Genomic DNA, 23,291 nt, shown 5'->3' with positions numbered 1-23,291 from the left:
TGTTAATGTGATATCACTTTGATAGGGGTGCTGCCCGGAACGGGTACGCGCCGGACCACGGACCGAACGGGGGGATCGCGATGAGCCTTGACCAGCCGACCGACGCGCCTGAAATGCCCACGCCGGAAGTGCGGGAGACGACAGCGCACAGCATTCCGGGTGGACTCGCCCTGCTGCTGGGGCTGATCGGCTTCCTGCTCGGCGTCGGCGCCGTCATCGCGGGGGGCGGCCTCGCCTCGGACGGCAGCGGCGCGGTCGGCGGGGCGCTGATCGTGCTCGGCGTGGTGCTGGTGATCGCCTCCGTCTTCGGTATGGCGGGGCTGAACATGGTGGCGCCGGGCGAGGCCCGCGTCGTCCAGCTCTTCGGCCGCTACACCGGCACCATCCGCGCCGACGGGCTGCGCTGGGTCAACCCGCTGACGAGTCGTACCAAGATCTCCACCAGGGTCCGCAACCACGAGACGGCTGTCCTCAAGGTCAACGACGCCTACGGCAATCCGATCGAGCTCGCGGCCGTCGTCGTCTGGCAGGTCCGGGACACCGCGCAGGCCACCTTCTCCGTCGACGACTATGTGGAGTTCGTCTCCACCCAGACGGAGGCGGCGGTCCGGCACATCGCCATCGAGTACCCGTACGACGCGCACGACGAGGCGGGCCTCTCGCTGCGGGGCAACGCCGAGGAGATCACCGAGAAGCTGGCCTCCGAGCTCACCGCCCGGGTGCGCGCCGCCGGGGTGTCGGTCATCGAGTCCCGCTTCACGCATCTGGCCTACGCGCCCGAGATCGCCTCCGCGATGCTCCAGCGGCAGCAGGCGGGCGCGGTGGTCGCTGCCCGCAAGCAGATCGTGGAGGGCGCCTGCGGGATGGTCGAGGACGCGCTGGCCAGGATCACGGCCCAGGACTTCGTGGAGCTGGACGAGGAGCGCAGGGCCAGCATGGTCAGCAATCTGCTGGTGGTGCTGTGCGGCGACCGTTCCCCGCAGCCCGTGCTGAACACGGGGTCGCTCTACCAGTGAGCGCCGTCGGCGAGGGCGAGGGCGGCGCCCCGGACCCCGAGCGGCCGTCCTCCGGGCAGTCCGCGGCGGGCGGCCAGGGAAGTGCGGCGGGCAAGGGCAGGTCGCAGCAGCGCAAACAGGTGCTGCTGCGGCTCGACCCCGCGATGCACGACGCACTCGCCCGCTGGGCCGCCGACGAACTGCGCTCCACCAACGCGCAGATCGACTATCTGCTGCGCCAGGCGCTCAAGGAGGCGGGCCGGCTGCCCAAGGAGGCACGCGCCCACCCGCGCCGGGGCCGCCCACCGCGCGAGGGCTGAGCCGACGTCACCGGCCGCCCTGCCGCGGTACGGACGGGATGCCGTCCACCGTATGGCGGTACCGGGCTTGTCCATGGCAGCACACGCCTACGGCAGCGCACGCCCGTCTACGGCGGCAGCACAGGGCGGACAGGCAGGGAGCGCATGGCGGCCCGCAGGGCGTCGCCGAACGCGCGGAACTCCTCCTCGCGTGCCGCGCCCTCCCGCATCGCCAGCGCGATCCGGCGGGAGGGCGCGGGGTCGGCGAAGCACGCCGTGCGCAGCGACTCGTTGCGCCCCGCCTCCACCCGGACCGCCGTACGCGGCAGCAGGGTGACCCCCATGCCCCCGGCCACCAGTTGGACCAGCGTCGAGAGTCCGGCGGCCGTGGTCGTCACACTGGCCCCCTCGGCACGCCCCGCCTCACGGCAGATGTCGAGCGCCTGGTCGCGCAGGCAGTGGCCCTCGTCCAGCAGCAGCAGATCCAGTTCCCGCAGCATGGAGCGGGGCAGGTCCGAGCGCCCGGCAGCCGGGTGGTCGTCCGGGGTGACCAGCACGAAGTCCTCGTCGAACAGCGGCACCTCGAGTATCCGGGGCGCCTGCGTGTATCCCATGGGCGCGGTCTTCGGGGTGGGCACCGCGCACAGCAGCAGATCCAGCCGCCCCTGCCCCAGCCCTTCCAGCAGCGAGGCGGTCTGCTCCTCGTGCACCTGCAGGTCCAGATCGGGATAGCGCTGGTGGACGAGACCGAGCACGGTGGGCAGCAGATACGGCGCGGCTGTCGGGATGACCCCCAGCCGCAGCACCCCCGTGAACGGCGCCTGGGCGGCCTCCGCCTCCTCCATCAGCTCGCCCACGGCGTGCAGCACTGTCCTGGTGCGGGCGGCCATGCGCTCACCCGCCGGGGAGAGCAGCACCTTACGGGTGGTTCTCTCCAGCAGTTGCACCCCCAGCGTCTCCTCCAGGGCCGCGACGGCGCCGGAGAGCGCGGGCTGGCTCATACCGAGCGCCGCCGCGGCTTCCCGGAAGTGCAGGTGCTCGGCCACGGCGGCGAAGGCGCGCAGCTGCGAGAGGCTCGGCTGCCGCGCACGTGCTCCACGCGCCGGCTGCGCGGGGCCACGCGTCGGCTGTGCCGGTACATCGGTGGCGGAGGCGGGGGTCACTGATAACTCACTCCAATCAACCCTCCTCACTCTAACCATTTCCGCGATCAAGCCCCGTGGGTGCGGGTGACGCCGCGGCTGATCGTGCCGCCTGACAGGTGAATAACTGTCATAGGGTGTGTAAAGCACGCACAAAGTCGATAAGACTAATGTCGTACAAACCCTGCGAAACGGGCATCCACAAGGAGGAGTCAGCAATGAAGACATGCGCGCGTGCCGCGGCCGTGGTCGGCCTCACTGTCGCACTCGGTGGTCTCTCCGCTCCGGCCGCCATGGCCGACATGAACCTGAACTTCGCTGCTTCGGTCAACCAGCAGGAGCTCAGTGAAAGCGGCCCCGGCGACCTCGGCTACGCCAGCGTCGAGGACTCCTACGGCGTGGACCTGTCGCAGCTGGACAAGTCCGTGAAGGCGGGCGACATCGTCACCAAGATCTTCGGCAAGGTCGGCCAGGCCAACGTCACCAACGAGGTCGAGGGTGCCGAGCAGGACCAGGGCGACGAGTCCTGATCCCAGCCCCTGCCTGAGCAGCCCGCGGGCGGCTCGGACCGTACGCCGGCCCGGGCCGCCCGCGCCTGTCTCCACTCGAGAAGCCCTGGCTCCCGCACGAGACTCCCCGCTTCCCGGACGGACGGTCGGCCCGCGTCCTTGACGGGTGATCCGATGAAGACGGCGGACGGATGACGAGGCCCGCGGCGGCGTCGTCCGGATCGGACGACCCCTCACCAGCTGATAACTTCAGTCGATCAAATGACTCAACGCGGGCTATTTCCGCGATCAATAGCGTATGTGGTTAGGTGGTGGTGACCAACCTCCAGGAATGCATGCAATACGGGCATCCTGGCCGCAAGTGCAAGGAGTGTGTACGTGCTCACTGTCGGTGACAAGTTCCCTGAGTTCGAGCTGACCGCCTGTGTCTCTCTGGAGAAGGGCAAGGAGTTCGAGACGATCAACCACAAGACCTACGAAGGCAAGTGGAAGGTCGTTTTTGCTTGGCCCAAGGACTTCACCTTCGTCTGTCCGACGGAAATCTCCGCGTTCGGCAAGCTGAACGAGGAGTTCGCCGACCGCGACGCGCAGATCCTCGGCTTCTCCGGTGACTCGGAGTTCGTGCACCACGCCTGGCGCAAGGACCACCCGGACCTGACCGACCTGCCCTTCCCGATGATGGCCGACTCCAAGCACGAGCTGATGCGCGCGCTCGGCATCGAGGGCGAGGACGGCTTCGCGCAGCGCGCCGTCTTCATCGTGGACCAGAACAACGAGATCCAGTTCACGATGGTGACCGCCGGCTCCGTCGGCCGTAACCCCAAGGAGGTCCTGCGGGTCCTCGACGCGCTCCAGACCGACGAGCTGTGCCCCTGCAACTGGAGCCAGGGCGAGGAGACCCTCGACCCGGTCGCGCTGCTGGCTGGTGAGTGAGCGACATGGCCCTCACTGACCTCAAGTCGGCCCTTCCGGACTACGCGAAGGACCTCAAGCTCAACCTCGGCTCCGTCATAGGCAACTCGGAGCTGCCCAAGCAGCAGCTCTGGGGCACCGTGCTGGCCTGCGCCATCGCCTCCCGCTCCGGGATCGTGCTGCGCGCGCTGGAGCCGGAGGCCAAGGAGAACCTGACCGACGAGGCGTACACCGCCGCGAAGTCGGCTGCCGCCGTCATGGCGATGAACAACGTCTTCTACCGCACCCGGCACCTGCTGTCGGACCCGGAGTACGGCACGCTCCGCGCCGGGCTGCGGATGAACGTCATCGGCAACCCCGGTGTCGAGAAGACGGACTTCGAGCTGTGGTCGCTCGCCGTCTCCGCCGTCAACGGCTGCGGACAGTGCCTCGACTCGCACGAGCAGGTGCTGCGCAAGGCCGGCGTCGACCGCGAGACGATCCAGGAAGCATTCAAGATCGCTTCCGTGGTCCAGGCCGTCGCCACCACCCTGGACGCCGAGGCCCAGCTGAGCTGAGCCCCCACCCGCAGACCTCCCAAGCTCACCACCCTTCCCGGCGCAGCCGGGAAGGGTGGCGCAGGGTCACAAGTCCTGTTCCGGCTCCGGGATGGGGAGTTCGAACCAGACGACTTTCCCGGTGGAGAGCCGCGTCGCGCCCCACCGGCGTGCCAGCCGGTTGACGAGATACAGCCCGCGCCCACCCTCATCGGTGGCGCGCGCCTGCCGCAGCCGCGGCAACTGCGGCACATCGTCCCCGACCTCACAGCGCAGCGTATCGGTGCGCAACAGCCGCAACGTGATGGGACGTTCGGCGTACCGCACGGCGTTCGTCACGATCTCGCTCACCAGCAGTTCCACCGAGTCCGACAACTCGTCGAGCCCCCAGCGGGCCAGCGCTCTGCGCGCCAGGCGCCGTGCCTGCCGCGCGGTCTGGGCGCGCGGGTCCAGGAACCAGTACGCGACATCGCTGGGTGCGATCCCGTCGAACCGGGCGGCCAGCAGGGCGATGTCGTCGTCCCGGTCCCCGGGGCCGAGAATGTCCAGCACCTCGTCGCACAGCGGCTCCAGCGGGGCCGAGGCGCCCGGCCGGGTGAGCCGCGCGGTCGCGGCCAGCTTCTCGCGCAGGTGCTCGATGCCGGTCCACACGTCGCGCTGCCGCGACTCGACCAGCCCGTCGGTGTACAGCAGCAGCGTGGCACCGGCGGGCGCGTCCAGTTCGACGGCCTCGAAGTCGACGCCGCCCACCCCGATCGGCGCGCCCGCCGGTATCCGCAGGACCTCGGCGCGCCCGCTGCGGTGCAGCATGACGGGCGGCGGGTGGCCCGCGTTGGCGACGACGATACGGTGCGCAACCGGGTCGTAGACGGCGTACAGGCAGGTGGCCATCCGGTCGCTGCCGAGCCGCTGCGCCTGCTCGTCCAGGTGGTGCAGCACCTCCTGGGGCGGCAGGTCGAGACCGGCCAGGGTCTGCGCGGTCGTCCGCAGCTGCCCCATGATCGCCGCCGAGGTCATCGAGTGGCCCATCACATCGCCGACCACGAGCGCCACTCGGGAGCCGGGCAGCGGAATGGCGTCGTACCAGTCGCCGCCGACCCGGGCCGTCTCGGCGGCGGGCAGATAGCGGCTGGCGAGGGTGACGCCGGTGGGCTGCGGAAGCTCGTCGGGCAGCATGGTGCGCTGGAGCTCGTCGGCGATGTATGCCTCGCGCCCGTAGAGCACCGCCTTGTCCACGCCGAGTGCCGTATGGGTGGCCAGCTGGGCCGCGATGAGCAGATCGTCCGGCTCGAAGGCGGGCCGGTCCGGGCGGCGCAGGAAGACGGCGGCGCCGATCACCCGGCGGCGTCCGCGCAGCGGTGCGAGGATGGCACGGTGCCCGGTGGGCACCTCGCGTTCGGGGCCGAGGAGTTCGGGCAGCGCGGCGCTGGCCGCAGCCGAGTCCGCGAAGACCGGCCGTACCCCGCGCAGCACTTCGGCCAGCGGGCCGCCCGGGCGCACCTCGGTGAGCTTGGCCGCTGTCGTGCTCGTCGCGCCGGCCGCCATGCCCGCTGCCATCCCCAGTGAGAGGCCCGCGGCCTCCGCTGCGCTGTGTCCGGGGTACTCGGCGGCCTCCGTCGGATGCCCGGTGGCCTCCGCCGTCAGTACGCCGGGTGCCGTCGCCGTCGCCGCCTGCAGGGCCTGGGCTGCCAGCGGGTCCTCGGGAATCCGGTCGCTGCGGCGCAGCCGCAGGACGAAGGGCCCGGTGGGCCGCTCGTCGCCGACCGGCAGCGGATCGCGCAGATAGACCAGGATCGCGTCGGAGTACGCGGGCACACTGGCGCGGCACAGGCCGAGCACCGTCTCGTCCAGGTCGACACCGCGGGCGATGCGCCGCGTCGCCGCGCCGACGAACCGCAGCCGGTCGCCGCCCCGGCGCTCGCGCTCGGAGCGCTCGCTGGTGGGGTCGCCGACCAGCGGTGGCTCGGCGGGCACACCGGACTCGGCGGCCACACTGGCCTCTGGGGTCACACCCGTCTCCGCGGGCACACCCGTCTCCGCGCGTACACCGGACTCGCCGGGCAGCCCCGACTCGGCGCGCGGGGCCCGCTCGCCGGGCTGCGGGGGATGCTGCCGCGGCCGCGGCGTGGCGGCGTCGCGGCCACGTGGGGCCGGCTGTCTCTCGTCGCCGCCGGGGCCGGTGCGGGCGTTCCCCGACGGTGTGGGGTGCGCCGGGTCGGTGGTGCTGCTCGCCGCAGGTTTCTCGTGCTCCGTCACGCGTTCGGTTTCCATCCATCCGGGGCTGCGCGTCGGCGCACGCCCTGCGCTGGGTGCTCGCGGTCTATGGGCGTCGTCGGCACTGCAAGAAGAGCTGAATCTCGGGAGGTACGTCCGTGCTCGCAGGAGCGTACGCGCGCGCGTCCTCTCCTACGACATCGAATCCCGCGTCCTGGACCACCCCGCGCAATTCGTCCCGCAGATAGCCGGATACCCGGATCGTGTTGCCCAGGAACGGGATTGCGAAATCGTTCACGTCCGCCTCCACCATGCCCAGCACCAGTGGGCCTTCGGCGCGCAGCCGGCTGCGCAGGGCCCGCAGCGCGAACGGGATCTCCGGCCGGGGCAGCATCAGCAGCGAGAAGAAGGCCACGGCGCCGTCGAACGGGCCCAGGCCCGACGACTCCAGATCTGCCACATCCAGTTTGCGGCACTCGCTCTCCGGTACGTTGTCGCGGCACAGTTTCAGCATCGAGGACGACAGGTCGACGCCGACGACCTTGTGCCCGGCGTCGGTGAGCTGACGGGCGGTCGGCAGTCCGGTCCCACAGCCCACGTCCAGCACCCGGGAGCCGGGCGGCAGCTGGTCGGCCAGCCAGGCGGCGCCGGCGATCTGGCCTTCCTTGTGGGGGAATGCCTCGTCGTAGCGGTCCCCGATGGCGTCGAACGCCTCGGCCTGGCCCGATCTGTCGATGCTCGTACGGTCGAATCCGTCATATGCCCCGACACCTGCCCCGGACCTCCCGCTAGCCCCAAAACCCGCAGAGCTGCTCACGGCTGGGCTCCTTCCTGGCTGCCGGTCAAGTCCCCGGGGGGTGAGGGGAGTTGTGCAGCGTATGTTTACGGATGTTGATCCTACGTTTGCAGTATGGGGGCGTATCAAGGGGCATCGGGAGGTCGGTGCGGACACACGTTGAACGGCGTCCCGTCCACCGCACCGGACGTTCCGAACGGTGGCCGGTCCCAGTCGTCCGGCAGCCCGGGCACCGGCCAGGCCGGGTCGGGCCGCCACCGCTCCCAGCCGTCCGCGAACGGCGAGGCCCACGCCCGCACCGCCTCCACGGCCCGCAGGCCCGCCGTGCGAATCCGGTCCGCCTGCACCGCGTCCAGCAGCCCCACGCGCTGCGCCTGGGCGAACTCGTCCTCGTCCAGCCACCGCCAGCTGCCGTCCGGGCGCACCTCGATGTCCAGGAAGTGATCTTCGGAGTCCACCCCGCCCGGCCAGCGCAGCAGCGGCTCTTCGAGGTTCACATAGAAGTTCCTGAACTGCCAGCCGGGGTCCCAGAACAGCCAGACCGACCACGGCTCGCCCTCCCGGGCCAGCTTCAGCACGCCCATACCGGACCAGTGGGTGAAGGCGACCGTGCGCGGTCTGGTGTAGCGGGTCGCCAGCGGCTCCCGGTGCAGAGGAGTGCCGTCGGCCAGTTCGGGCTTGACGCACGGTGTGCTGGGCGCCATCCAGGCCGCCAGCAGCTCGGCCGTGTCACTGACGACGGTGACGGGGCGACAGATGTGCGGGTGCCCCGAGCCGTTGGCGCGGTAGCGCCACAGGATCTGGGTGCCGGTGGGCCAGCGCTGCTGTGACGACGTCGCCTGTTCCGCTGTCATGACGGGATCTTAGGTGCCACGCGCCCAGGACCGCCGTGAGCTGTGCCGCAGCGTGCCGACGGCGTCCGACGGCGAGCCGACGATGTGCCGTCGGCGGGCCGGGGGGAGTTTTCCCGGCCCGCCGAGGAGGCCCTCGGCCCCCTGGAATCAGGGGTGTGTCATCCGCAGCACGTCCAGCGCCTCGTCGAGCTGCTCCAGCGTCAGCTCGCCACGCTCGACATGACCGCTCGCCAGTACGGCCTCACGGATGGTGAGCTGTTCGGCCATCGCCCTCTTGGCGACGGCCGCCGCGTTCTCGTATCCGATGTACTTGTTGAGCGGAGTGACGACAGAGGGGGAGGACTCCGCGAACTGGCGCGCCCGCTCGGCGTTCGCTGTGATGCCGTCGACGGTCCGGTCGGCCAGCAGCCGGGCCGCGTTGGCCAGCAGCCGCACCGACTCCAGCAGGTTCTTGGCGATCACGGGCAGCATCACGTTCAGCTCGAAATTGCCCGCGGCGCCCGCCGCCGCGACCGTCGCGTCGTTCCCGGTGACCTGAGCGGCGACCATCAGCACCGCCTCCGGAACGACGGGGTTGACCTTGCCCGGCATGATCGAGGAGCCCGGCTGGAGGTCGGGCAGCGCGATCTCCGCCAGCCCGGTGCGGGGCCCGGAGGCCATCCAGCGCAGGTCGTTGCAGATCTTGGTGAGCCCCACCGCGACGGTGCGCAGCTGCCCGGAGGTCTCCACCAGCGCGTCCCTGGCACCCTGCGCCTCGAAGTGGTCCCGCGCCTCGGTCAGCGGCAGCCCCGTGGAGCGGGCCACCTCCTCGATGACGGCAGGGGCGAAGCCGGGCGGCGTATTGATGCCGGTGCCCACCGCCGTACCGCCCAGCGGCAGTTCGGCGAGCCGGGGCAGCGCGGCGCGCAGCCGCTCGACGCCGTACCGCATCTGAGCGGCGTAGCCCCCGAACTCCTGGCCCAGCGTCACGGGAGTGGCGTCCATGAGATGGGTGCGCCCGCTCTTCACCACGCCGGCGAACTCGCTCGCCTTGCCCTCCAGCGCCCGCACGAGATGTTCCAGCGCCGGGATCAGATCGGCGGTCACGGCAGCGGTCGCGGCGATGTGGATGGAGGAAGGGAAGACGTCGTTGGACGACTGGCTGGCGTTGACATGGTCGTTCGGGTGGACGGACGGGGCTTCGGCACCGGCAGCCGCCAGCCGCTCGGTGGCCAGCGTCGCCAGCACCTCGTTCATGTTCATGTTGGACGAGGTGCCCGAGCCGGTCTGGAACACATCGACGGGGAAGTGCCCGTCCCACCGCCCCTCCGCGACCTCCTCCGCCGCGGCCCGCACTGCGTCGGCCCGCTCCTGGTCGAGCACTCCCAGCCGGGCGTTCACCACGGCCGCCGCCGCCTTGATCCGGGCCAGCGCCTCGATGTGCGCCCGCTCCAGCCGCTGCCCGCTGAGGGGGAAGTTCTCCACGGCACGCTGCGTCTGCGCCCGCCACTTGGCCTGCGCGGGCACCCGGACCTCACCCATCGAGTCGTACTCGGTCCGGTAGCCGGCCTCGTTCTCACCGGTGCTGTCGGTCATTGTGCGTACACCTCCATACGGTTCAGCATCCCGTACGACCGCACACATTCCCGACAGCACGCCGCCGGTCCGCCGAGGGCGGGGGCCCTCGGCCGACCTTGTGGGTAGGGGCCCGGCTACTGCGGGGCGGCGGACGGCTCGGCGAAGACCTCGTCAGCGGTGTTGGCTTGCATCGCGTTGTCGAACCACTCGTCGAGTTGTTCGCTGTCGTCGCAGCTGGTGATGCGTGCCCTGTCTTCCGCCGCGAGGGGGATATCCCGAGCTGCGCACACCTTCAACAGGTCCCGCGCCCGAGTTTGACAGCGGTAGTACTCCGCCAGCCACGTCTTGCTGTTCGGGTCCAAGGTCAGTGCGCCCATGAGGTTCCTCCACAGGTCGGCCGAAGGGGAGCCGGAGAGTCCGGCGGAGATCAGTTCGGTTCGGCGAGCGGCGCGCGGGACAAGCGCTTGGCGCCTCAGGACCCGGCGCGCACCGGGATCGACGTCACGAACGGCTGCTCCGGCGCCGGGTCGGCGAAGAAGTCGTTGCCCTTGTCGTCGACGACGATGAACGCGGGGAAGTCCTCCACCTCGATCTTCCAGACCGCCTCCATGCCCAGCTCCTCGTACTCCAGGACCTCCACCTTCTTGATGCAGTCCTGGGCCAGCCGGGCCGCCGGGCCGCCGATGGAGCCGAGATAGAAGCCGCCGTGCGCCGCGCACGCGTCGGTGACCTGCTTGCTGCGGTTGCCCTTGGCGAGCATCACCTTGGAGCCGCCGGCCGCCTGGAACTGTTCGACGTAGGCGTCCATCCGGCCCGCCGTGGTGGGACCGAAGGAGCCGGAGGCGTAGCCTTCGGGCGTCTTGGCCGGGCCCGCGTAGTAGACGGGGTGGTCCTTGAGGTACTGCGGCATCTCCTCGCCCGCGTCCAGCCGTTCCTTGATCTTCGCGTGGGCGATGTCGCGGGCGACGACCAGTGTGCCGGTCAGTGACAGCCGCGTCTTGACCGGGTGCTTGGTCAGCTCGGCCAGGATCTCGTCCATCGGGCGGGACAGGTCGATCCTGACGGCGTCAAGGTCGGCGCCCGCGCCCTCGGTCAGCTCGGACTCCGTCGTCTCCGGCAGGAAGCGTGCCGGGTCGGTCTCCAGCTGCTCCAGGAAGACGCCCTCGGCGGTGATCTTCGCCTTGGCCTGGCGGTCGGCCGAGCAGGACACCGCGATGGCGACCGGGCAGGAGGCCCCGTGCCTCGGCAGCCGCACCACGCGTACGTCGTGGCAGAAGTACTTGCCGCCGAACTGGGCGCCGATGCCGATCCGCTGCGTCAGCTCGAAGACCTTCTCCTCCAGTTCCTTGTCCCGGAAGCCGTGCCCGGAGGGCGAGCCGGACTCCGGGAGCTCGTCCAGGTAGTGCGCCGAGGCGTACTTGGCGGTCTTGAGCGCGTACTCGGCACTGGTCCCGCCGACGACGATCGCCAGGTGGTACGGAGGGCAGGCGGCCGTGCCCAGCGAACGGATCTTCTCCTCCAGGAACTTCATCATGGAGGTCTCGTTCAGCACCGCCTTCGTCTCCTGGTAGAGGAAGGACTTGTTGGCACTGCCGCCGCCCTTGGCCATGAACAGGAACTTGTAGGCGTCGCCGTCCGTCGCGTACAGCTCGATCTGCGCGGGCAGATTGGTGCCGGTGTTCTTCTCCTCCCACATGGTGAGCGGAGCCATCTGCGAATAGCGCAGGTTGAGCTGCGTATAGGCGTCGTGGATACCGCGCGAGAGCGCCTCCTCGTCGCCGCCCGCCGTCAGCACCTGCTGGCCGCGCTTGCCCATCACGATCGCCGTACCGGTGTCCTGGCACATGGGCAGCACGCCGGCCGCCGCGATGTTGGCGTTCTTGAGCAGGTCCAGCGCCACGAAGCGGTCGTTGGCGCTGGCCTCGGGGTCGTCCAGGATGCGGCGCAGCTGCGCCAGGTGCTCCGGTCGCAGATAGTGCTGGATGTCGTGGATCGCCTCGGCCGCCAGCTTGCGCAGCGCCTCCGGCTCGACCTTGAGGAAGGTGCGTCCGTCCGCCTCGAAGGTGCTCACGCCCTCGCTGGTGATCAGGCGGTACGGCGTGGGGTCCTCACCGGTGGGGAGCAGGTCCGTGTAGGAGAACTCCGGGCTGGCCGGTTGGGAGCTGGCAGACATACGGGGACTCTTCCTCTCACACTCGCGGCTCTCGACGATGCTCGACGACAAGAGCCCGGCTCTCGACGATGGGAGCGCGTCTCACAGCGTAGAACCCGTCGGCAAGGGACCGCTGCGGGGGTAGTCGCGATCTATCGCGTTTGGGTACGCTGCCTGTGTGACTGAAGACTCTTCGCAGCGCGCCTCGCTCCAGAAGCAGCCGTCCGCCGAGTCGGCCCCCCAGCCGGCGGCCGCGCCCGCGCCCGCTCCGGTGGCGGAGCCGGAGGTGCGCGCCTCGGACGCCGACCGGGACCGGGTCGCCGACATCCTCCGCGAAGCGCTCGCCGAGGGCAGGCTGGACGCGCAGGAGCACAGCGAGCGCGTCGAAGCCGTCTACGCGGCCAAGACGATGGGTGAGCTGCAGCCGCTGGTGCGCGACCTCCCGGCGGGCCGTTCGGTCCCGGCAGAGGCGGAGCAGGGCGGGAGCGCCGGTGCGAGCGGTCAGCGCTCCTACGGCACCGCGTTCGCGACCTTCGCCGCCTCGCACACCTCCGGCCCCGCCCATCCCGCATACGGGCCCAAGGAGAACCTGGTCGCCATCTTCAGCGGCACCGGACGCAAGGGGCGCTGGCGGGTGCCTCGCAAGATCAACGCGTTCGCCTGCTTCGGCGGCATCGAGATCGATCTGACCGAGGCGCTGTTCGAGCACCCGCACGTGCAGATCAACGCCACTGCGATCTTCGGGGGAATCGAGATCCGGGTCCCGGAGAACGTCACTCTGCAGCAGAAGGGCGCCGGGATCTTCGGCGGGTTCGACGTTCAGGTCAGCGACTCCCCGGACCCGACCGCGCCGACGGTGCTGGTCGAGGGAGCCGCCATTTTCGGGGGTGTGGACGCCAAACCGAAGCGTGGACGCGTCATTCAGAACCTGCGCGACCGGTTCCGCAAGGAGCCGTGAGAGGGCGGGCGCACGCGGCGTTCACTGCGCGCCGGGGAGCGTACGCCTGGGCGCGTATCGGACGACACGCAATGCATACCGGCGCGTACAGCGGGTAGGGCTCGGGCATCGTCTTTCGTACGGCGAGAGTTCGCGGAGCGGCGCCCCAGTGGCCCGTGGGGGACCGGGAACTGCCGTGCGCTGCAAGACGGGTGAAGGGGAAACAAACCTCCGTCGTCGCGTCAGGAGCAGACCGTGCTGCACACGCCGCATCAGTCCCTGCAGGCCGCCGCCACCATCCCCGTACAGCGAACGCCTGAGCGAGATGACCAAGCGGGGCCCTGGCACGCGGACGCCGTCTGCCGCCGCGACGAGGCGGGCCTCTTCTTCGCACCCTCCAAGGAGCCCACGGCAGCGCGGCTCTCCCGCGAGCAGGCCGCCAAGCGCGTGTGCGCGCGCTGCCCCGTGCTGGTCGAGTGCCGCGAGCACGCCTTGGTGATGCCCGAGCCGTACGGCGTCTGGGGCGGCCTCACCGCGGCCGAGCGGCGCGTGGTCCTGACCCGCCGCCGTAAGACCGCGTCTTCCGCGTCTGCGGGGCAGCCGACGACGGAGGTGCCCCGCATCGCGTAAGCCGCCTCGCCGCTGTTCCGGGGAGGGGCTGCCCCTGTCCGTTGTTTGCGGACTGCGGGTGTGTTGTGGTCGCTCGCGCAGTTCCCCGCGCCCCTGACGGGGCACCCCTCTGCGCTTGGGAGGTCCGCGCCAGAGGCGGGGGGCCGGCAAGCGCAGCCCCCCCATGCGGAGCAAGCGGACATATGGGGGCCACCGACGGCGGCGGCCCCAGCGCGGCGCAGCCGTCAGCGGGCGCGGTCGAAGTCGACCGCGCTGTACGCGCGGAGCTTCGAGAGCCGGTGCACGGACTCGATCTGCCGGATGGTGCCCGACTTCGACCGCATCACCAGCGACTGCGTGAACGCCCGCTCGCCGCGGTAGTGGACACCCCGCAGCAGATCGCCGTCGGTGATGCCGGTCGCGACGAAGAACACGTTCTCGCCGCCGACCAGGTCGTCGGTGAACAGCACCTGGTCCAGGTCGTGACCCGCGTCGAGGGCGCGCTGCCGCTCCTCGTCGTCCTTGGGCCACAACTTGCCCTGTATCGTCCCGCCGAGGCACTTGATTGCGCAGGCGGCGATGATGCCCTCGGGGGTGCCGCCCACGCCCAGCAGCAGGTCGACGCCGGTCTCCTCGCGTACGGTCATCACGGCGCCCGCGACATCGCCGTCCGAGATGAACTTGATCCGGGCGCCGGCCTCGCGGATCTCCTTCACCAGCCCCTCGTGGCGTGGCCGGTCGAGCACCACGACGGTGACGTCCTCCACGCCGCAGCCCTTGGCCTTGGCGATCCGCCGGATGTTCACCGCGGGCGGCGCCGTGATGTCCACGAACTCCGCCGCTTCGGGGCCGGTCACGAGCTTGTCCATGTAGAAGACCGCGCTCGGGTCGAACATCGAGCCCCGCTCGGCGACCGCCAGCACCGAGACGGCGTTGCCCATGCCCTTGGCGGTGAGCGTCGTGCCGTCGACCGGGTCGACGGCGACATCGCACTCGGCGCCCGTTCCGTCACCGACGCGCTCGCCGTTGTAGAGCATCGGGGCCTCGTCCTTCTCGCCCTCGCCGATCACCACGACACCGTTCATGGAGACCGTCGAGACGAGGGTGCGCATCGCCTTGACGGCAGCCCCGTCCGCGCCGTTCTTGTCGCCCTTGCCGACCCACCGGCCCGATGCCATGGCCCCCGCCTCGGTGACCCGGACCAGCTCCAGTGCCAGGTTGCGGTCCGGGGCCTCCGGGCTGACTTCGAGCTGGGAGGGCAGGTGGTTGTGTTCGGTCATCGGAACACACCTTTCTGTACGGCGACTCTTGACGGCCACTGCGGCGACGTGAGCTGTGCCGATTCGGCGAGGGTGAGCAAGATTTTACCTGTACGCCTCAGACTGAGCAGGGGTGCCCACGGATGAGCAGTGCGTACCCCGGCCCCGCCCCCTCACGCGGGGCGCCGAGCGGCATAAGGGACGATGGGGGCGTGGCAGCAGACAAGAAGCGCGGCGCGCAGGCTGTGCGCGACATGGTGATCTCGCTGGCGGTGATCCTCCTCGCCGCCTGGGTGATCTACCTGTTCGTTCCGCACGACGACAAGAAGGACCCGGTCAAGACGGTCGGCTACCGCGTGGAGCTGGCGTCGGCACGGCGCGCGGCACCGTACCCGGTGGCCGCGCCCGAGGGGCTTTCCAAGGAGTGGCGTGCCACCTCCGTCCGCTACGCGGCCGACAGCCCCAAGGGCTCCGTCTGGCACCTGGGATTCATCACGCCGGACAACGAGTACGCCGCCGTCGAGCAGAGCGACGAGAAGCGGCCCTCGCGCTTCATCGACGACGTCACCCAGGGTGCCGAGAAGACGGCGAAGAAGCAGCGCGTCAAGGGTGAGGAGTGGACCCGCTACACCGGCGAGAAGTACGACGCGCTGGTGCGCACCGCCAAGGACGGCAAGTCGGTGACGGTCGTGACGGGAACGGCGAACTTCCGGCAGCTGGGGGAGCTGGCCGAAGCGCTCCGCGCCGAGTCGACGAAGCCGAAGCCACGCGACTCCGCGAAGCCCTGACCGGGGCCACTTCCGGCCGATCACACGGAAGACGCCCCCCTCCCGCAGCCACAACTCACCCGCGCCTCACCGGCAAAAGGGAAGCCCCCCGCGCGAGGGGGGACACGCGCGGGGGGCGGTCAGGGGGCGACGGCATCCCGGTGGGGCTCGACGGCAGCGCCGCCCGAAGGGGCCGGCCTCAGAGGACGGTGACCACGTCGTCGTAGTTGAGCCGGGGCGAGCGCGGGGCGAACGCGTCGGGGCCCGGCTTGCCGATGTTGACGACGAGCAGCACCCGCTGGCGGCCGTCGCCGAAGAACTCCTTGTTGACGCCCTCCGGGTCGAAGCCGGTCATCGGCCCCGCGGCGAGCCCGGCCGCGCGTATGCCCAGGATGAAGTACCCGGCCTGGAGCGTGGCGTTGAGCGCGCCGGCGCCCTCGCGGGCGCTCTCCTCGGCGAAGAACGCGTCCTTGATGTTCGGGGCGTGCGGGAACAGCTCGGGCAGCCGCTCGTGGAAGTCCAGGTCGTAGGAGAGGACCGCGGTCAGCGGTGCCGTGCGGGTCTTGGGCACGTTGCCCTCCGCCATGTGCGTCAGCAGCCGCTCGCGGGCCTCGGGGGAGCGCAGCAGCGTCAGGCGCAGCGGCGACTGGTTGAACGCCGTGGGGCCGTACTTCACCAGGTCGTAGATCGCCTGGACCTGCTCCTCGGTGACCGGCTCGTCCGTGAACGTGTTGGCGGTGCGGGCCTCACGGAAGAGGAGATCCTGGGCTGCGGGGTCGAGGGCGAGAGCCATGGGGGAGTGCCTTGCCTTTTCGTGCGACGTTCAGATGCACGGGCAAGTGTAACCAGCACTAGTTCAAGCTTGAACAAAGCCCCTCTCTGACCGCTCCGGACCCGGCCCGGCCCCCGGCCCCCGCCGGATCGCCGCTACGCCTCTCTCTCCTCCGCCTCTTCCTCTTCTTCCTCCTCCAGCACCGCGTCCAGCCGGGCCCTTGCCCCCTCCAGCCAGGCGCGGCAGATGCCAGCGAGCTCCTCGCCGCGCTCCCACAGTGCCAGCGACTCCTCCAGCGTCGAGCCGCCGGACTCCAGCCGCTGGACGACCTCCACCAGCTCGGCGCGCGCCTGCTCGTAGCTGAGCGCGTCCGCCGTCGCCAGCTGAGCCTGGGAGGTGCCCGCCGAGCCGCCCGCCGTGGCCTCGGCCGTGACCTCCGCCTGGCCGCCCCCGGCCGCCTGGCCTTCCGTTTCCGTCGTCATACCCGCCAGCCTAAGCGTGGGGTCCGACAGCCACGTCGAACTCTCCCTGCGCCACCCGGGCGCGCAGCCGGTCGCCCTCCGCGACCTCGGCGGCGTCCCGGACGACGGCTCCGTCCTCCCGCTGGAGCACCGCGTAGCCCCGCTGCAAGGTCGCGGCCGGTGACAGCGCGACGACCCGGGCCCGGGTGTGCGTCAGCTCGTCCTCCGCGCGGGCCAGCCGGTGGTCGAGCACGCGCCGGGAGCGGTCGAGCAGCGCGGCGATCTCCTCCTCGCGGTCCTCCACCATCCCATGCGGGTCGGCCATCGCCGGGCGGCTCATCACCTCGGCCAGGCCACGTTCCTCGCGCTCCAGCAGGCCGTTGATCACCCGCCAGGCGCGCTCCCGCAGCGCCCGCACCCGCTCGTGCTCCTCACCGACATCCGGCACGGTGTCCTTCGCCGCGTGGGTGGGCGTACGGGAGCGGAGGTCGGCCACCAGATCCAGCAGCGGCGAGTCCGCCTCGTGCCCGATCGCGGAGACCACCGGGGTGCGCGCCGCCGCCACGGCACGCACCAGGCGCTCGTCCGAGAACGGCAGCAGGTCCTCCATCCCGCCGCCGCCCCGGGTCACGATGATCACGTCCACGTCCTCGCGGGCGTCCAGCTCGCCCAGCGCCTCGATGATCTGCGAGACGGCGTAGGCGCCCTGCACCGCCGTGTTGCGCACCTCGAAGCGGACCGCCGGCCAGCGCTCCCGCGCGGTGTGCAGCACATCCCGCTCGGCGTCCGAGGCCCGGCCGGTGATCAGCCCTATCTTCTGCGGCAGGAAGGGCAGCCGCTTCTTGCGCTCGGACGCGAAGAGGCCCTCGGCCGCCAGCGCCTTGCGCAGCCGCTCGAGCCGCGCCAGCAGCTCACCCACCCCCACCGGGCGGATCTCCGCTGCACGCAGCGAGAGCCGCCCCGTCTTCTCGTACCACTCCGGCTTCGCATGCACGACCACCCGCGTGCCCTCGCTGATGACGTCCTTGACCTGCTCGTACACCTGCCGGAAGCAGGTCACGCTCAGCGAGACCTCGCGGGAGGGGTCGCGCAGCGTCAGAAAGACCATTCCGGCGCCCGGCCGGGGCGAGAGCTGGATGATCTGCCCCTCGACCCAGACGGCGCCCAGCCGGTCGATCCAGCCGCGGATCAGCCGGGAGACCTCGCTGACGGGGATCGGGGATTCGGCGGACGTGGTGAGAGCCATGCGAGAAGGCTAGGCCCTGGCACCGACAGTCACCGGGTCCGGGAGGGAGCGCCCTTGACGGGGTGCTCAGCCGCGTCTCCGCCGGGGCGCTCAGCCCGACGCCTCGCGGCTGTCCCGGCGGCGCAGTACACCCAGTGTCACCAGAGCGATCACCAGCCACACCAGCCCCACCCAGTGCGCCTCGCGGTTCGCGGTGACGAGGACCGCGACGATGATTCCCAGGCCGACCAGCGGCACGGCCCAGTCCCACAGCGGGCTCATCCCGCGCCGGCCGGCGCCGCTCTCGGCCACCGCGCCCCGCCCCGGCCGCCTGCCCCCGCGCAGCCCCAGCCCGTGGTAGCCCATGACCGACAGGTGGAGCATGCCGAAGCCGAACAGGGCGCCGATGTCCACGATCGAGACCAGCCGGTCGAGCCCTTCGGCGGCGCGGGCCGCCCACACCGCCGCACACAGGGTCAGCACCGCGCTCAGCAGCAGCGCCCTCCCCGGTACGCCGGTACGCGAGCTGACGCTGCCCAGCACGCGCGGCAGCCGCCGGTCCCGCGCCATGGCGTACAGCAGCCGGGCAGCCGCCGCCTGCCCGGCCAGCGCCGCGAACGCCGCACCGATCGCCTTGCTGACGGCCACCGTCGTCTGGAGCCAGCCGCCGACCGCGGTCTTGGCCGCCGTGTAGAAGGCGGCACCCTGCGAGGCGGGGTCCTCGGCAAGCTCGCGCGAGGAGTCCTGGGACAGCAGCGCGGCCAGGTACGTCTGGACGACGAAGAGCACACCGGTCACCAGCAGACACCACACCACAGCCCGGGCGACCAGGGTGGCACTGTCCCGCTTGGCACCCCCGCCGTTCCCCACGGCGCCCTCGCCGCCCGCTCCGGCACCCCTGCCGCCCACCGCCTCCTCGGCGAAGTTGGCGATGGCATCGAAGCCCAGGAACGACAGCACCGCCACCGAAACCGCGCCCAGCAGCGCCGTCAGCGAGAAAGCACGGTCCCCGGTGAGCGGGGAGAGCCAGCCGCGCTGCGGCCCGTCCTGTACCAGTACGACCAGTGCGGCGGCGACGAAGACCAGCAGCACCAGGATCTCCATGGCCAGCACCAGAAAACCCACCACTGCCGCACGGCGGACACCCGACAGATTGAGCGCTGTCGTGACCACGACCGCGAGCGCCGTCCAGACCCACTGATCCACCTCGGGCACGAGCTGCGCCATGGCGATCCCGGAGAAGAGGTAGGCGACAGCCGGGATGAGCAGATAGTCGAGCATCATCATCCAGCCGGCCAGGAAGCCCGCCCCGTTTCCGAGGCTCACGCGCGCGTACGCGTACACGGAGCCCGCCTGCGGCGCCGTACGGATCATCCGGGCGTACGAGTAGGCCGTGAACGACATGGCCACCGTCGCGACCACGTACACCAGCGGCACCACGCCGTGGCTGCGCGCGTCGAGCGCACCGTAGATGCCCACAGGCGCCATCGGTGCGATGAACAGCAGCCCGTAGACGATCAGGTCGCGCAGGGTCAGACTGCGCCGCAGGGCACCGCCCGGACTGTCCCCGAGAATCTCGGCTGTGTGCGAGCGAGCTGTGTGCGAGCGAGCTGCAGACATGGGGCCAGCTTGCCGCAGACCGGCACGGCGGACAGCGGGCAACGCGCGCCTCCGCCTCGCGCCGCGCCGCACGCGCCCGGCGCAACACGCCCGCCGCGCTTCGCTCCCCCCGGGCCCGGGGGGTGCTCCTGTTGCCCCGGTGCTCCCCAGGACGACACGAGCAAGGCCCTTACGATGGACCCATGACTGGTTCGCCCGACCGCAGGCCCGACGACGCACCGGAAGCCACCGCACCGCAATCCACCGCTCCGGGCCGCCGCCGCGTCCTGCTCGCGGCCCCCCGCGGCTACTGCGCGGGCGTGGACCGCGCGGTGATCGCCGTGGAGAAGGCGCTGGAGCAGTACGGCGCTCCGATCTACGTACGGCACGAGATCGTGCACAACAAGTACGTGGTGCAGACTCTGGAGAAAAAGGGCGCCATCTTCGTCGAGGAGACGGACGAGGTGCCCGAGGGCGAAATCGTCATCTTCTCCGCGCACGGCGTTGCCCCCACCGTCCACCAGGAGGCCGAGCGCGGAAAACTGGCCACCATCGACGCCACCTGCCCCCTGGTCACCAAGGTGCACAAGGAGGCCGTCCGGTACGCCAAGGAGGACTACGACATCCTCCTGATCGGCCACGAGGGCCACGAGGAGGTCATCGGCACCAGCGGCGAGGCGCCCGACCACATCACCCTGGTCGACGGCCCCGGGGACGTGGAGAATGTCGAGGTCCGCGACCCGGAGAAGGTGGTGTGGCTCTCCCAGACCACCCTTTCGGTGGACGAGACGATGGAGACGGTCGACGCGCTCAAGGGCCGCTACCCCAACCTCCTCTCGCCGCCCAGCGACGACATCTGCTACGCCACCCAGAACCGGCAGACCGCCATCAAGCAGGTCGCCGCCGACGCCGATCTGGTGCTGGTGGTCGGCTCCAAGAACTCCTCCAACTCCGTCCGCCTGGTCGAGACGGCTCTGACGCACGGCGCCAAGGACGGCCACCTGGTCGACAACGCGGAGGAGATCGACGAGGCATGGCTGGAGGGAGTCGAGACGATCGGCCTGTCCTCCGGCGCCTCCGTCCCCGAGGTCCTGGTCGACGGCGTCCTGGAGTGGCTGGCCCAGCGCGGCTGGGACGAGGTGGAGATCGTCAAGCCGGTCGACGAGCACATGCAGTTCTCACTCCCGAAGGAGCTGCGGCGCGACCTGCGCGCCGAGGCGGAGCAGCGCATGCGCGCCTGAACCCTGCGGGTCTCCGGCACGTTCGGGGTGCCGACGCCTGGCGGGTTCGGGTGCTGGCCGGTCCCGGCGCCGGCCGGTCCCGGTGTCTGCCGGTCCCGGCTCGGACCGGAAGATCGCTCACCCGCCCTGGCGTCCGCCCTCGCGTCCGTCCCCGCGTCCGCCGTTCTCGGTGCGCTGCCGGTTGCGGCGGCGCTCCAGGCTGAGCGCCGCCTTGCGGATGAGGGTGATCAGCACGGCGGCCAGCGTGCCCGCGTACAGCCACACCGCGTGCAGGGCGAGGCCGGTGAAGACGTTCTGGAGCACTCCGCCGAAGCCGTCACCGCTGCCTCCGGCGAAGAACAGCCCGATCGTGTACGCGAGGGGAAGGGCGACCGGCGCGGCGTACAGCTCCGTGGGCCGCACCCAGACCGCGGCGGCCATGGCCACCAGCAGGAAGCCGATGCCGTAGAACGCAGGCGCCCCACCGGGCATCAGCGACACCAGACCGCCCATCAACACCATCAGCACTGAGGCGAACACCCCGACGCCGAGGCCAGTGAGCCGCGGCGCCCGCTGGGTCGGTCCGACCCGGACCGGGCGGTTCCGGCCCGCGGCCGGCCCACCGGCCGCCTGCCGGGGAGCTGCCCCGCGCGGTGCGGCTCCCGCGCCCGCGCCCGCGCCCGCTGCGGGCCGCGCCGAAGCCGGCGCCTGCGTCCGGGCCGAGCCCTGCGCCTGCGCCCGGCCACCGGGTGCCGGGGCCGCTGACGTCGAGGCCGCTGGCGCCGGGGCTGTCGGCGCGGGAGGGGCCGGGTGCGGGAGCCGCGGGCTGTGCCGGGTGGCGGCCCCGCCACCGTCGGAGCCGCTGCCCGGGGGAGCGGCCCCGTACCGCTCGTACGGGTCGTGCTGGGTCGTGCGCGCGCTGCGTTGCTCCACCTGGCCACGGTAGGTGCTACGGGCCCGCACTCGCCGTCATGAACACGCGGATCACGCCAATGCCACCGATCGGGCACGGTCCGTTCGGGGGCACGGGGCAGCCGTGGGCGCGAAGGTACGGGGACAGTGGGGAAACCGGGCCGCACCAGGACACCCGTCCGGCGAACCCGTCCGGCAAACCCGTCAGGGAAACCCGTCCGGGTGCGCCCGTAGACTGGGTGGTCGGCCTCCGGGCCGTCTGTCCGCGAAGAGACCCCACCAGGGAGAACCCCCGCCGGGGGCAACGGGAAGTAGTCGCAACGTGTCGCTCACGATCGGAATCGCCGGCCTGCCGAACGTCGGCAAGTCGACCCTTTTCAACGCCCTGACCAAGAACGAGGTGCTGGCGGCCAACTACCCGTTCGCCACCATCGAGCCCAACGTCGGCGTCGTGGGCGTTCCCGATCCCCGGCTCGGAAAGCTGGCCGAGCTCTTCAACTCCCAGCGCGTCCTTCCCGCCACCGTCGACTTCGTCGACATCGCCGGCATCGTGCGCGGCGCCAGCGAGGGCGAGGGCCTGGGCAACAAGTTCCTGGCGAACATCCGTGAGTCCGACGCCATCTGCCAGGTCATCCGCGCGTTCAAGGACGACAACGTCGTGCACGTGGACGGAAAGATCTCGCCCAAGGACGACATCGAAACGATCAACACCGAGCTGATCCTGGCCGACCTGCAGACGATCGAGAAGGTCCTGCCCCGGCTGGAGAAGGAAGCACGGGTCAAGAAGGACAAGCAGCCGCAGGTCAAGGCCGTCCAGGAGGCCAAGGACATCCTGGAGGAGGGCCGCACCCTCTTCTCCGCGGGCATCGCGCAGGGCACCGAGCGCGCCGAGCCGCTGCACGAGCTGCACCTGCTGACCACCAAGCCGTTCATCTACGTCTTCAACGTGGACGAGGACGAACTGACGGACGAGTCCTTCAAGGACGAGCAGCGCGCCCTGGTGGCCCCCGCCGAGGCGGTCTTCCTCAACGCCAAGCTGGAGGCCGACCTCGCCGAGCTGGACGAGGACGAGGCGCTGGAACTCCTGCAGACGGTCGGCCAGGAAGAGCCCGGCCTGGCCACCCTCGCCCACGTCGGCTTCCGCACCCTCGGCCTGCAGACCTACCTCACGGCAGGCCCCAAGGAAGCCCGCGCCTGGACCATCAAGCAGGGCGCCACCGCGCCCGAGGCCGCCGGCGTCATCCACACCGACTTCCAGAAGGGCTTCATCAAGGCCGAGGTCATCTCCTACGAGGACCTCCTGGAAACCGGCTCGGTAGCCGAAGCCCGCGCCAAGGGCAAGGCCCGCATGGAGGGCAAGGACTACGTCATGCAGGACGGCGACGTGGTGGAGTTCCGCTTCAATGTGTAGTGCGCATCCATAACTGATCGTCCGCGATTAGTCAAACTCGCAGGTCAGACAGGGTGGACCCGATTTCGGGTCCACCCTGTTGGGATTCCGGTCGCTGGATGTGCGCTGGTAAAATTTGACAGGGCGTCAGTTATGGGCGGGCGGTCGTCCCCG

23 protein-coding genes are annotated in these 23,291 nt (G+C 70.8%); 10 read left to right on the top strand and 13 right to left on the bottom strand.

Features of this window, described 5'->3' with window-relative positions; all coding sequences use genetic code 11:
• Window positions 1–80 precede the first annotated feature (80 nt).
• Both JW592_RS19180 and JW592_RS19175 read left to right on the top strand, forming a co-directional pair.
• Window positions 81–1,016, top strand: coding sequence for an SPFH domain-containing protein (locus JW592_RS19180; protein WP_209266371.1), 936 nt, complete (start codon window positions 81–83; stop codon window positions 1,014–1,016).
• Complete coding sequence (locus JW592_RS19175; protein ID WP_209266370.1) at window positions 1,013–1,315, top strand: type II toxin-antitoxin system antitoxin; 303 nt, start codon at window positions 1,013–1,015, stop codon at window positions 1,313–1,315. The genes JW592_RS19180 and JW592_RS19175 overlap by 4 nt, the downstream gene beginning before the upstream one ends.
• A 107-nt stretch (window positions 1,316–1,422) precedes the next feature.
• Here JW592_RS19175 and JW592_RS19170 read toward each other — a convergent pair whose 3' ends face one another.
• Complete coding sequence (locus tag JW592_RS19170; RefSeq protein ID WP_372446542.1) at window positions 1,423–2,457, bottom strand: LysR substrate-binding domain-containing protein; 1,035 nt, start codon at window positions 2,455–2,457, stop codon at window positions 1,423–1,425.
• Window positions 2,458–2,654: 197 nt separating this feature from the next.
• Here JW592_RS19170 and JW592_RS19165 point away from each other — a divergent pair, with 197 nt between their 5' ends.
• The 3 genes from JW592_RS19165 (at window position 2,655) to JW592_RS19155 (ending at window position 4,414) form a co-directional block, all read left to right on the top strand.
• The gene (locus tag JW592_RS19165) at window positions 2,655–2,966 is read left to right on the top strand and encodes a hypothetical protein (RefSeq protein WP_209266369.1); all 312 of its coding nucleotides are present in this window, start codon (window positions 2,655–2,657) and stop codon (window positions 2,964–2,966) included.
• A gap of 357 nt (window positions 2,967–3,323) precedes the next feature.
• Window positions 3,324–3,878 carry a peroxiredoxin gene (locus tag JW592_RS19160; RefSeq protein ID WP_209266368.1) on the top strand — a complete coding sequence of 185 codons (555 nt, stop codon included), beginning with the start codon at window positions 3,324–3,326 and terminating at the stop codon, window positions 3,876–3,878.
• A 5-nt stretch (window positions 3,879–3,883) separates the two neighbouring features.
• Window positions 3,884–4,414 (top strand): alkyl hydroperoxide reductase, encoded by a 531-nt coding sequence (locus JW592_RS19155; protein WP_209266367.1) that lies wholly within the window; start codon window positions 3,884–3,886, stop codon window positions 4,412–4,414.
• Window positions 4,415–4,480: 66 nt separating this feature from the next.
• Here the strand turns inward: JW592_RS19155 and JW592_RS19150 are convergent, their stop codons facing one another.
• The 6 genes from JW592_RS19150 to JW592_RS19125 all read right to left on the bottom strand — a co-directional run bounded on the left by JW592_RS19150 (window position 4,481) and on the right by JW592_RS19125 (window position 11,987).
• A complete protein-coding gene (locus JW592_RS19150) occupies window positions 4,481–6,664 on the bottom strand; it encodes an ATP-binding SpoIIE family protein phosphatase (RefSeq protein ID WP_209266366.1) in 2,184 nt (727 codons plus the stop codon).
• Between the two features lie 49 nt (window positions 6,665–6,713).
• Window positions 6,714–7,424, bottom strand: coding sequence for a class I SAM-dependent methyltransferase (locus JW592_RS19145; protein WP_209266365.1), 711 nt, complete (start codon window positions 7,422–7,424; stop codon window positions 6,714–6,716).
• Between the two features lie 104 nt (window positions 7,425–7,528).
• The gene (gene fomD / locus JW592_RS19140; protein ID WP_209266364.1) at window positions 7,529–8,257 is read right to left on the bottom strand and encodes a cytidylyl-2-hydroxypropylphosphonate hydrolase; all 729 of its coding nucleotides are present in this window, start codon (window positions 8,255–8,257) and stop codon (window positions 7,529–7,531) included.
• 147 nt (window positions 8,258–8,404) lie between these two features.
• Window positions 8,405–9,832 (bottom strand): class II fumarate hydratase, encoded by a 1,428-nt coding sequence (locus JW592_RS19135; RefSeq protein WP_209266363.1) that lies wholly within the window; start codon window positions 9,830–9,832, stop codon window positions 8,405–8,407.
• A 116-nt stretch (window positions 9,833–9,948) separates the two neighbouring features.
• Window positions 9,949–10,191 (bottom strand): hypothetical protein, encoded by a 243-nt coding sequence (locus JW592_RS19130; protein WP_209266362.1) that lies wholly within the window; start codon window positions 10,189–10,191, stop codon window positions 9,949–9,951.
• Between the two features lie 95 nt (window positions 10,192–10,286).
• Complete coding sequence (locus JW592_RS19125; protein WP_209266361.1) at window positions 10,287–11,987, bottom strand: fumarate hydratase; 1,701 nt, start codon at window positions 11,985–11,987, stop codon at window positions 10,287–10,289.
• A gap of 157 nt (window positions 11,988–12,144) precedes the next feature.
• On the opposite strand from JW592_RS19125, the gene JW592_RS19120 reads away from it, so the two are divergent.
• Complete coding sequence (locus tag JW592_RS19120; RefSeq protein ID WP_209266360.1) at window positions 12,145–12,924, top strand: DUF1707 SHOCT-like domain-containing protein; 780 nt, start codon at window positions 12,145–12,147, stop codon at window positions 12,922–12,924.
• A 234-nt stretch (window positions 12,925–13,158) separates the two neighbouring features.
• Complete coding sequence (locus JW592_RS19115) at window positions 13,159–13,533, top strand: WhiB family transcriptional regulator (RefSeq protein WP_209266359.1); 375 nt, start codon at window positions 13,159–13,161, stop codon at window positions 13,531–13,533.
• A gap of 224 nt (window positions 13,534–13,757) precedes the next feature.
• Here JW592_RS19115 and glpX read toward each other — a convergent pair whose 3' ends face one another.
• Entirely contained in the window at window positions 13,758–14,792 is a 1,035-nt protein-coding gene (gene glpX / locus JW592_RS19110; RefSeq protein WP_209266358.1) for a class II fructose-bisphosphatase, read from the bottom strand.
• Between the two features lie 191 nt (window positions 14,793–14,983).
• Here glpX and JW592_RS19105 point away from each other — a divergent pair, with 191 nt between their 5' ends.
• A complete protein-coding gene (locus JW592_RS19105; protein ID WP_307805464.1) occupies window positions 14,984–15,559 on the top strand; it encodes a DUF4245 domain-containing protein in 576 nt (191 codons plus the stop codon).
• Window positions 15,560–15,737: 178 nt separating this feature from the next.
• On the opposite strand, the gene JW592_RS19100 is transcribed toward JW592_RS19105, so the two are convergent.
• The 4 genes from JW592_RS19100 to JW592_RS19085 form a co-directional block, all read right to left on the bottom strand.
• Window positions 15,738–16,331, bottom strand: a complete 594-nt coding sequence (locus JW592_RS19100; RefSeq protein ID WP_209266356.1) for a malonic semialdehyde reductase — start codon at window positions 16,329–16,331, stop codon at window positions 15,738–15,740.
• 134 nt (window positions 16,332–16,465) lie between these two features.
• Complete coding sequence (locus JW592_RS19095; protein ID WP_209266355.1) at window positions 16,466–16,792, bottom strand: exodeoxyribonuclease VII small subunit; 327 nt, start codon at window positions 16,790–16,792, stop codon at window positions 16,466–16,468.
• Between the two features lie 10 nt (window positions 16,793–16,802).
• Window positions 16,803–18,017, bottom strand: a complete 1,215-nt coding sequence (gene xseA, locus JW592_RS19090; protein ID WP_209266354.1) for an exodeoxyribonuclease VII large subunit — start codon at window positions 18,015–18,017, stop codon at window positions 16,803–16,805.
• Window positions 18,018–18,107: 90 nt separating this feature from the next.
• Window positions 18,108–19,616, bottom strand: a complete 1,509-nt coding sequence (locus tag JW592_RS19085) for an APC family permease (RefSeq protein WP_209266353.1) — start codon at window positions 19,614–19,616, stop codon at window positions 18,108–18,110.
• A 182-nt stretch (window positions 19,617–19,798) separates the two neighbouring features.
• Here JW592_RS19085 and JW592_RS19080 point away from each other — a divergent pair, with 182 nt between their 5' ends.
• Window positions 19,799–20,836 (top strand): 4-hydroxy-3-methylbut-2-enyl diphosphate reductase, encoded by a 1,038-nt coding sequence (locus JW592_RS19080; RefSeq protein ID WP_209266352.1) that lies wholly within the window; start codon window positions 19,799–19,801, stop codon window positions 20,834–20,836.
• 117 nt (window positions 20,837–20,953) lie between these two features.
• On the opposite strand, the gene JW592_RS19075 is transcribed toward JW592_RS19080, so the two are convergent.
• A complete protein-coding gene (locus tag JW592_RS19075) occupies window positions 20,954–21,748 on the bottom strand; it encodes a DUF6542 domain-containing protein (protein WP_209266351.1) in 795 nt (264 codons plus the stop codon).
• Between the two features lie 301 nt (window positions 21,749–22,049).
• On the opposite strand from JW592_RS19075, the gene ychF reads away from it, so the two are divergent.
• A complete protein-coding gene (ychF, locus tag JW592_RS19070) occupies window positions 22,050–23,138 on the top strand; it encodes a redox-regulated ATPase YchF (protein ID WP_209266350.1) in 1,089 nt (362 codons plus the stop codon).
• Window positions 23,139–23,291: the final 153 nt, after the last annotated feature.

The organism is Streptomyces spirodelae (genome assembly GCF_017676385.1).
GTDB lineage: Bacteria > Actinomycetota > Actinomycetes > Streptomycetales > Streptomycetaceae > Streptomyces > Streptomyces spirodelae.
Note: the sequence above shows the minus strand (reverse complement) of the source record. Positions and strands in the feature narration are given on the sequence as shown.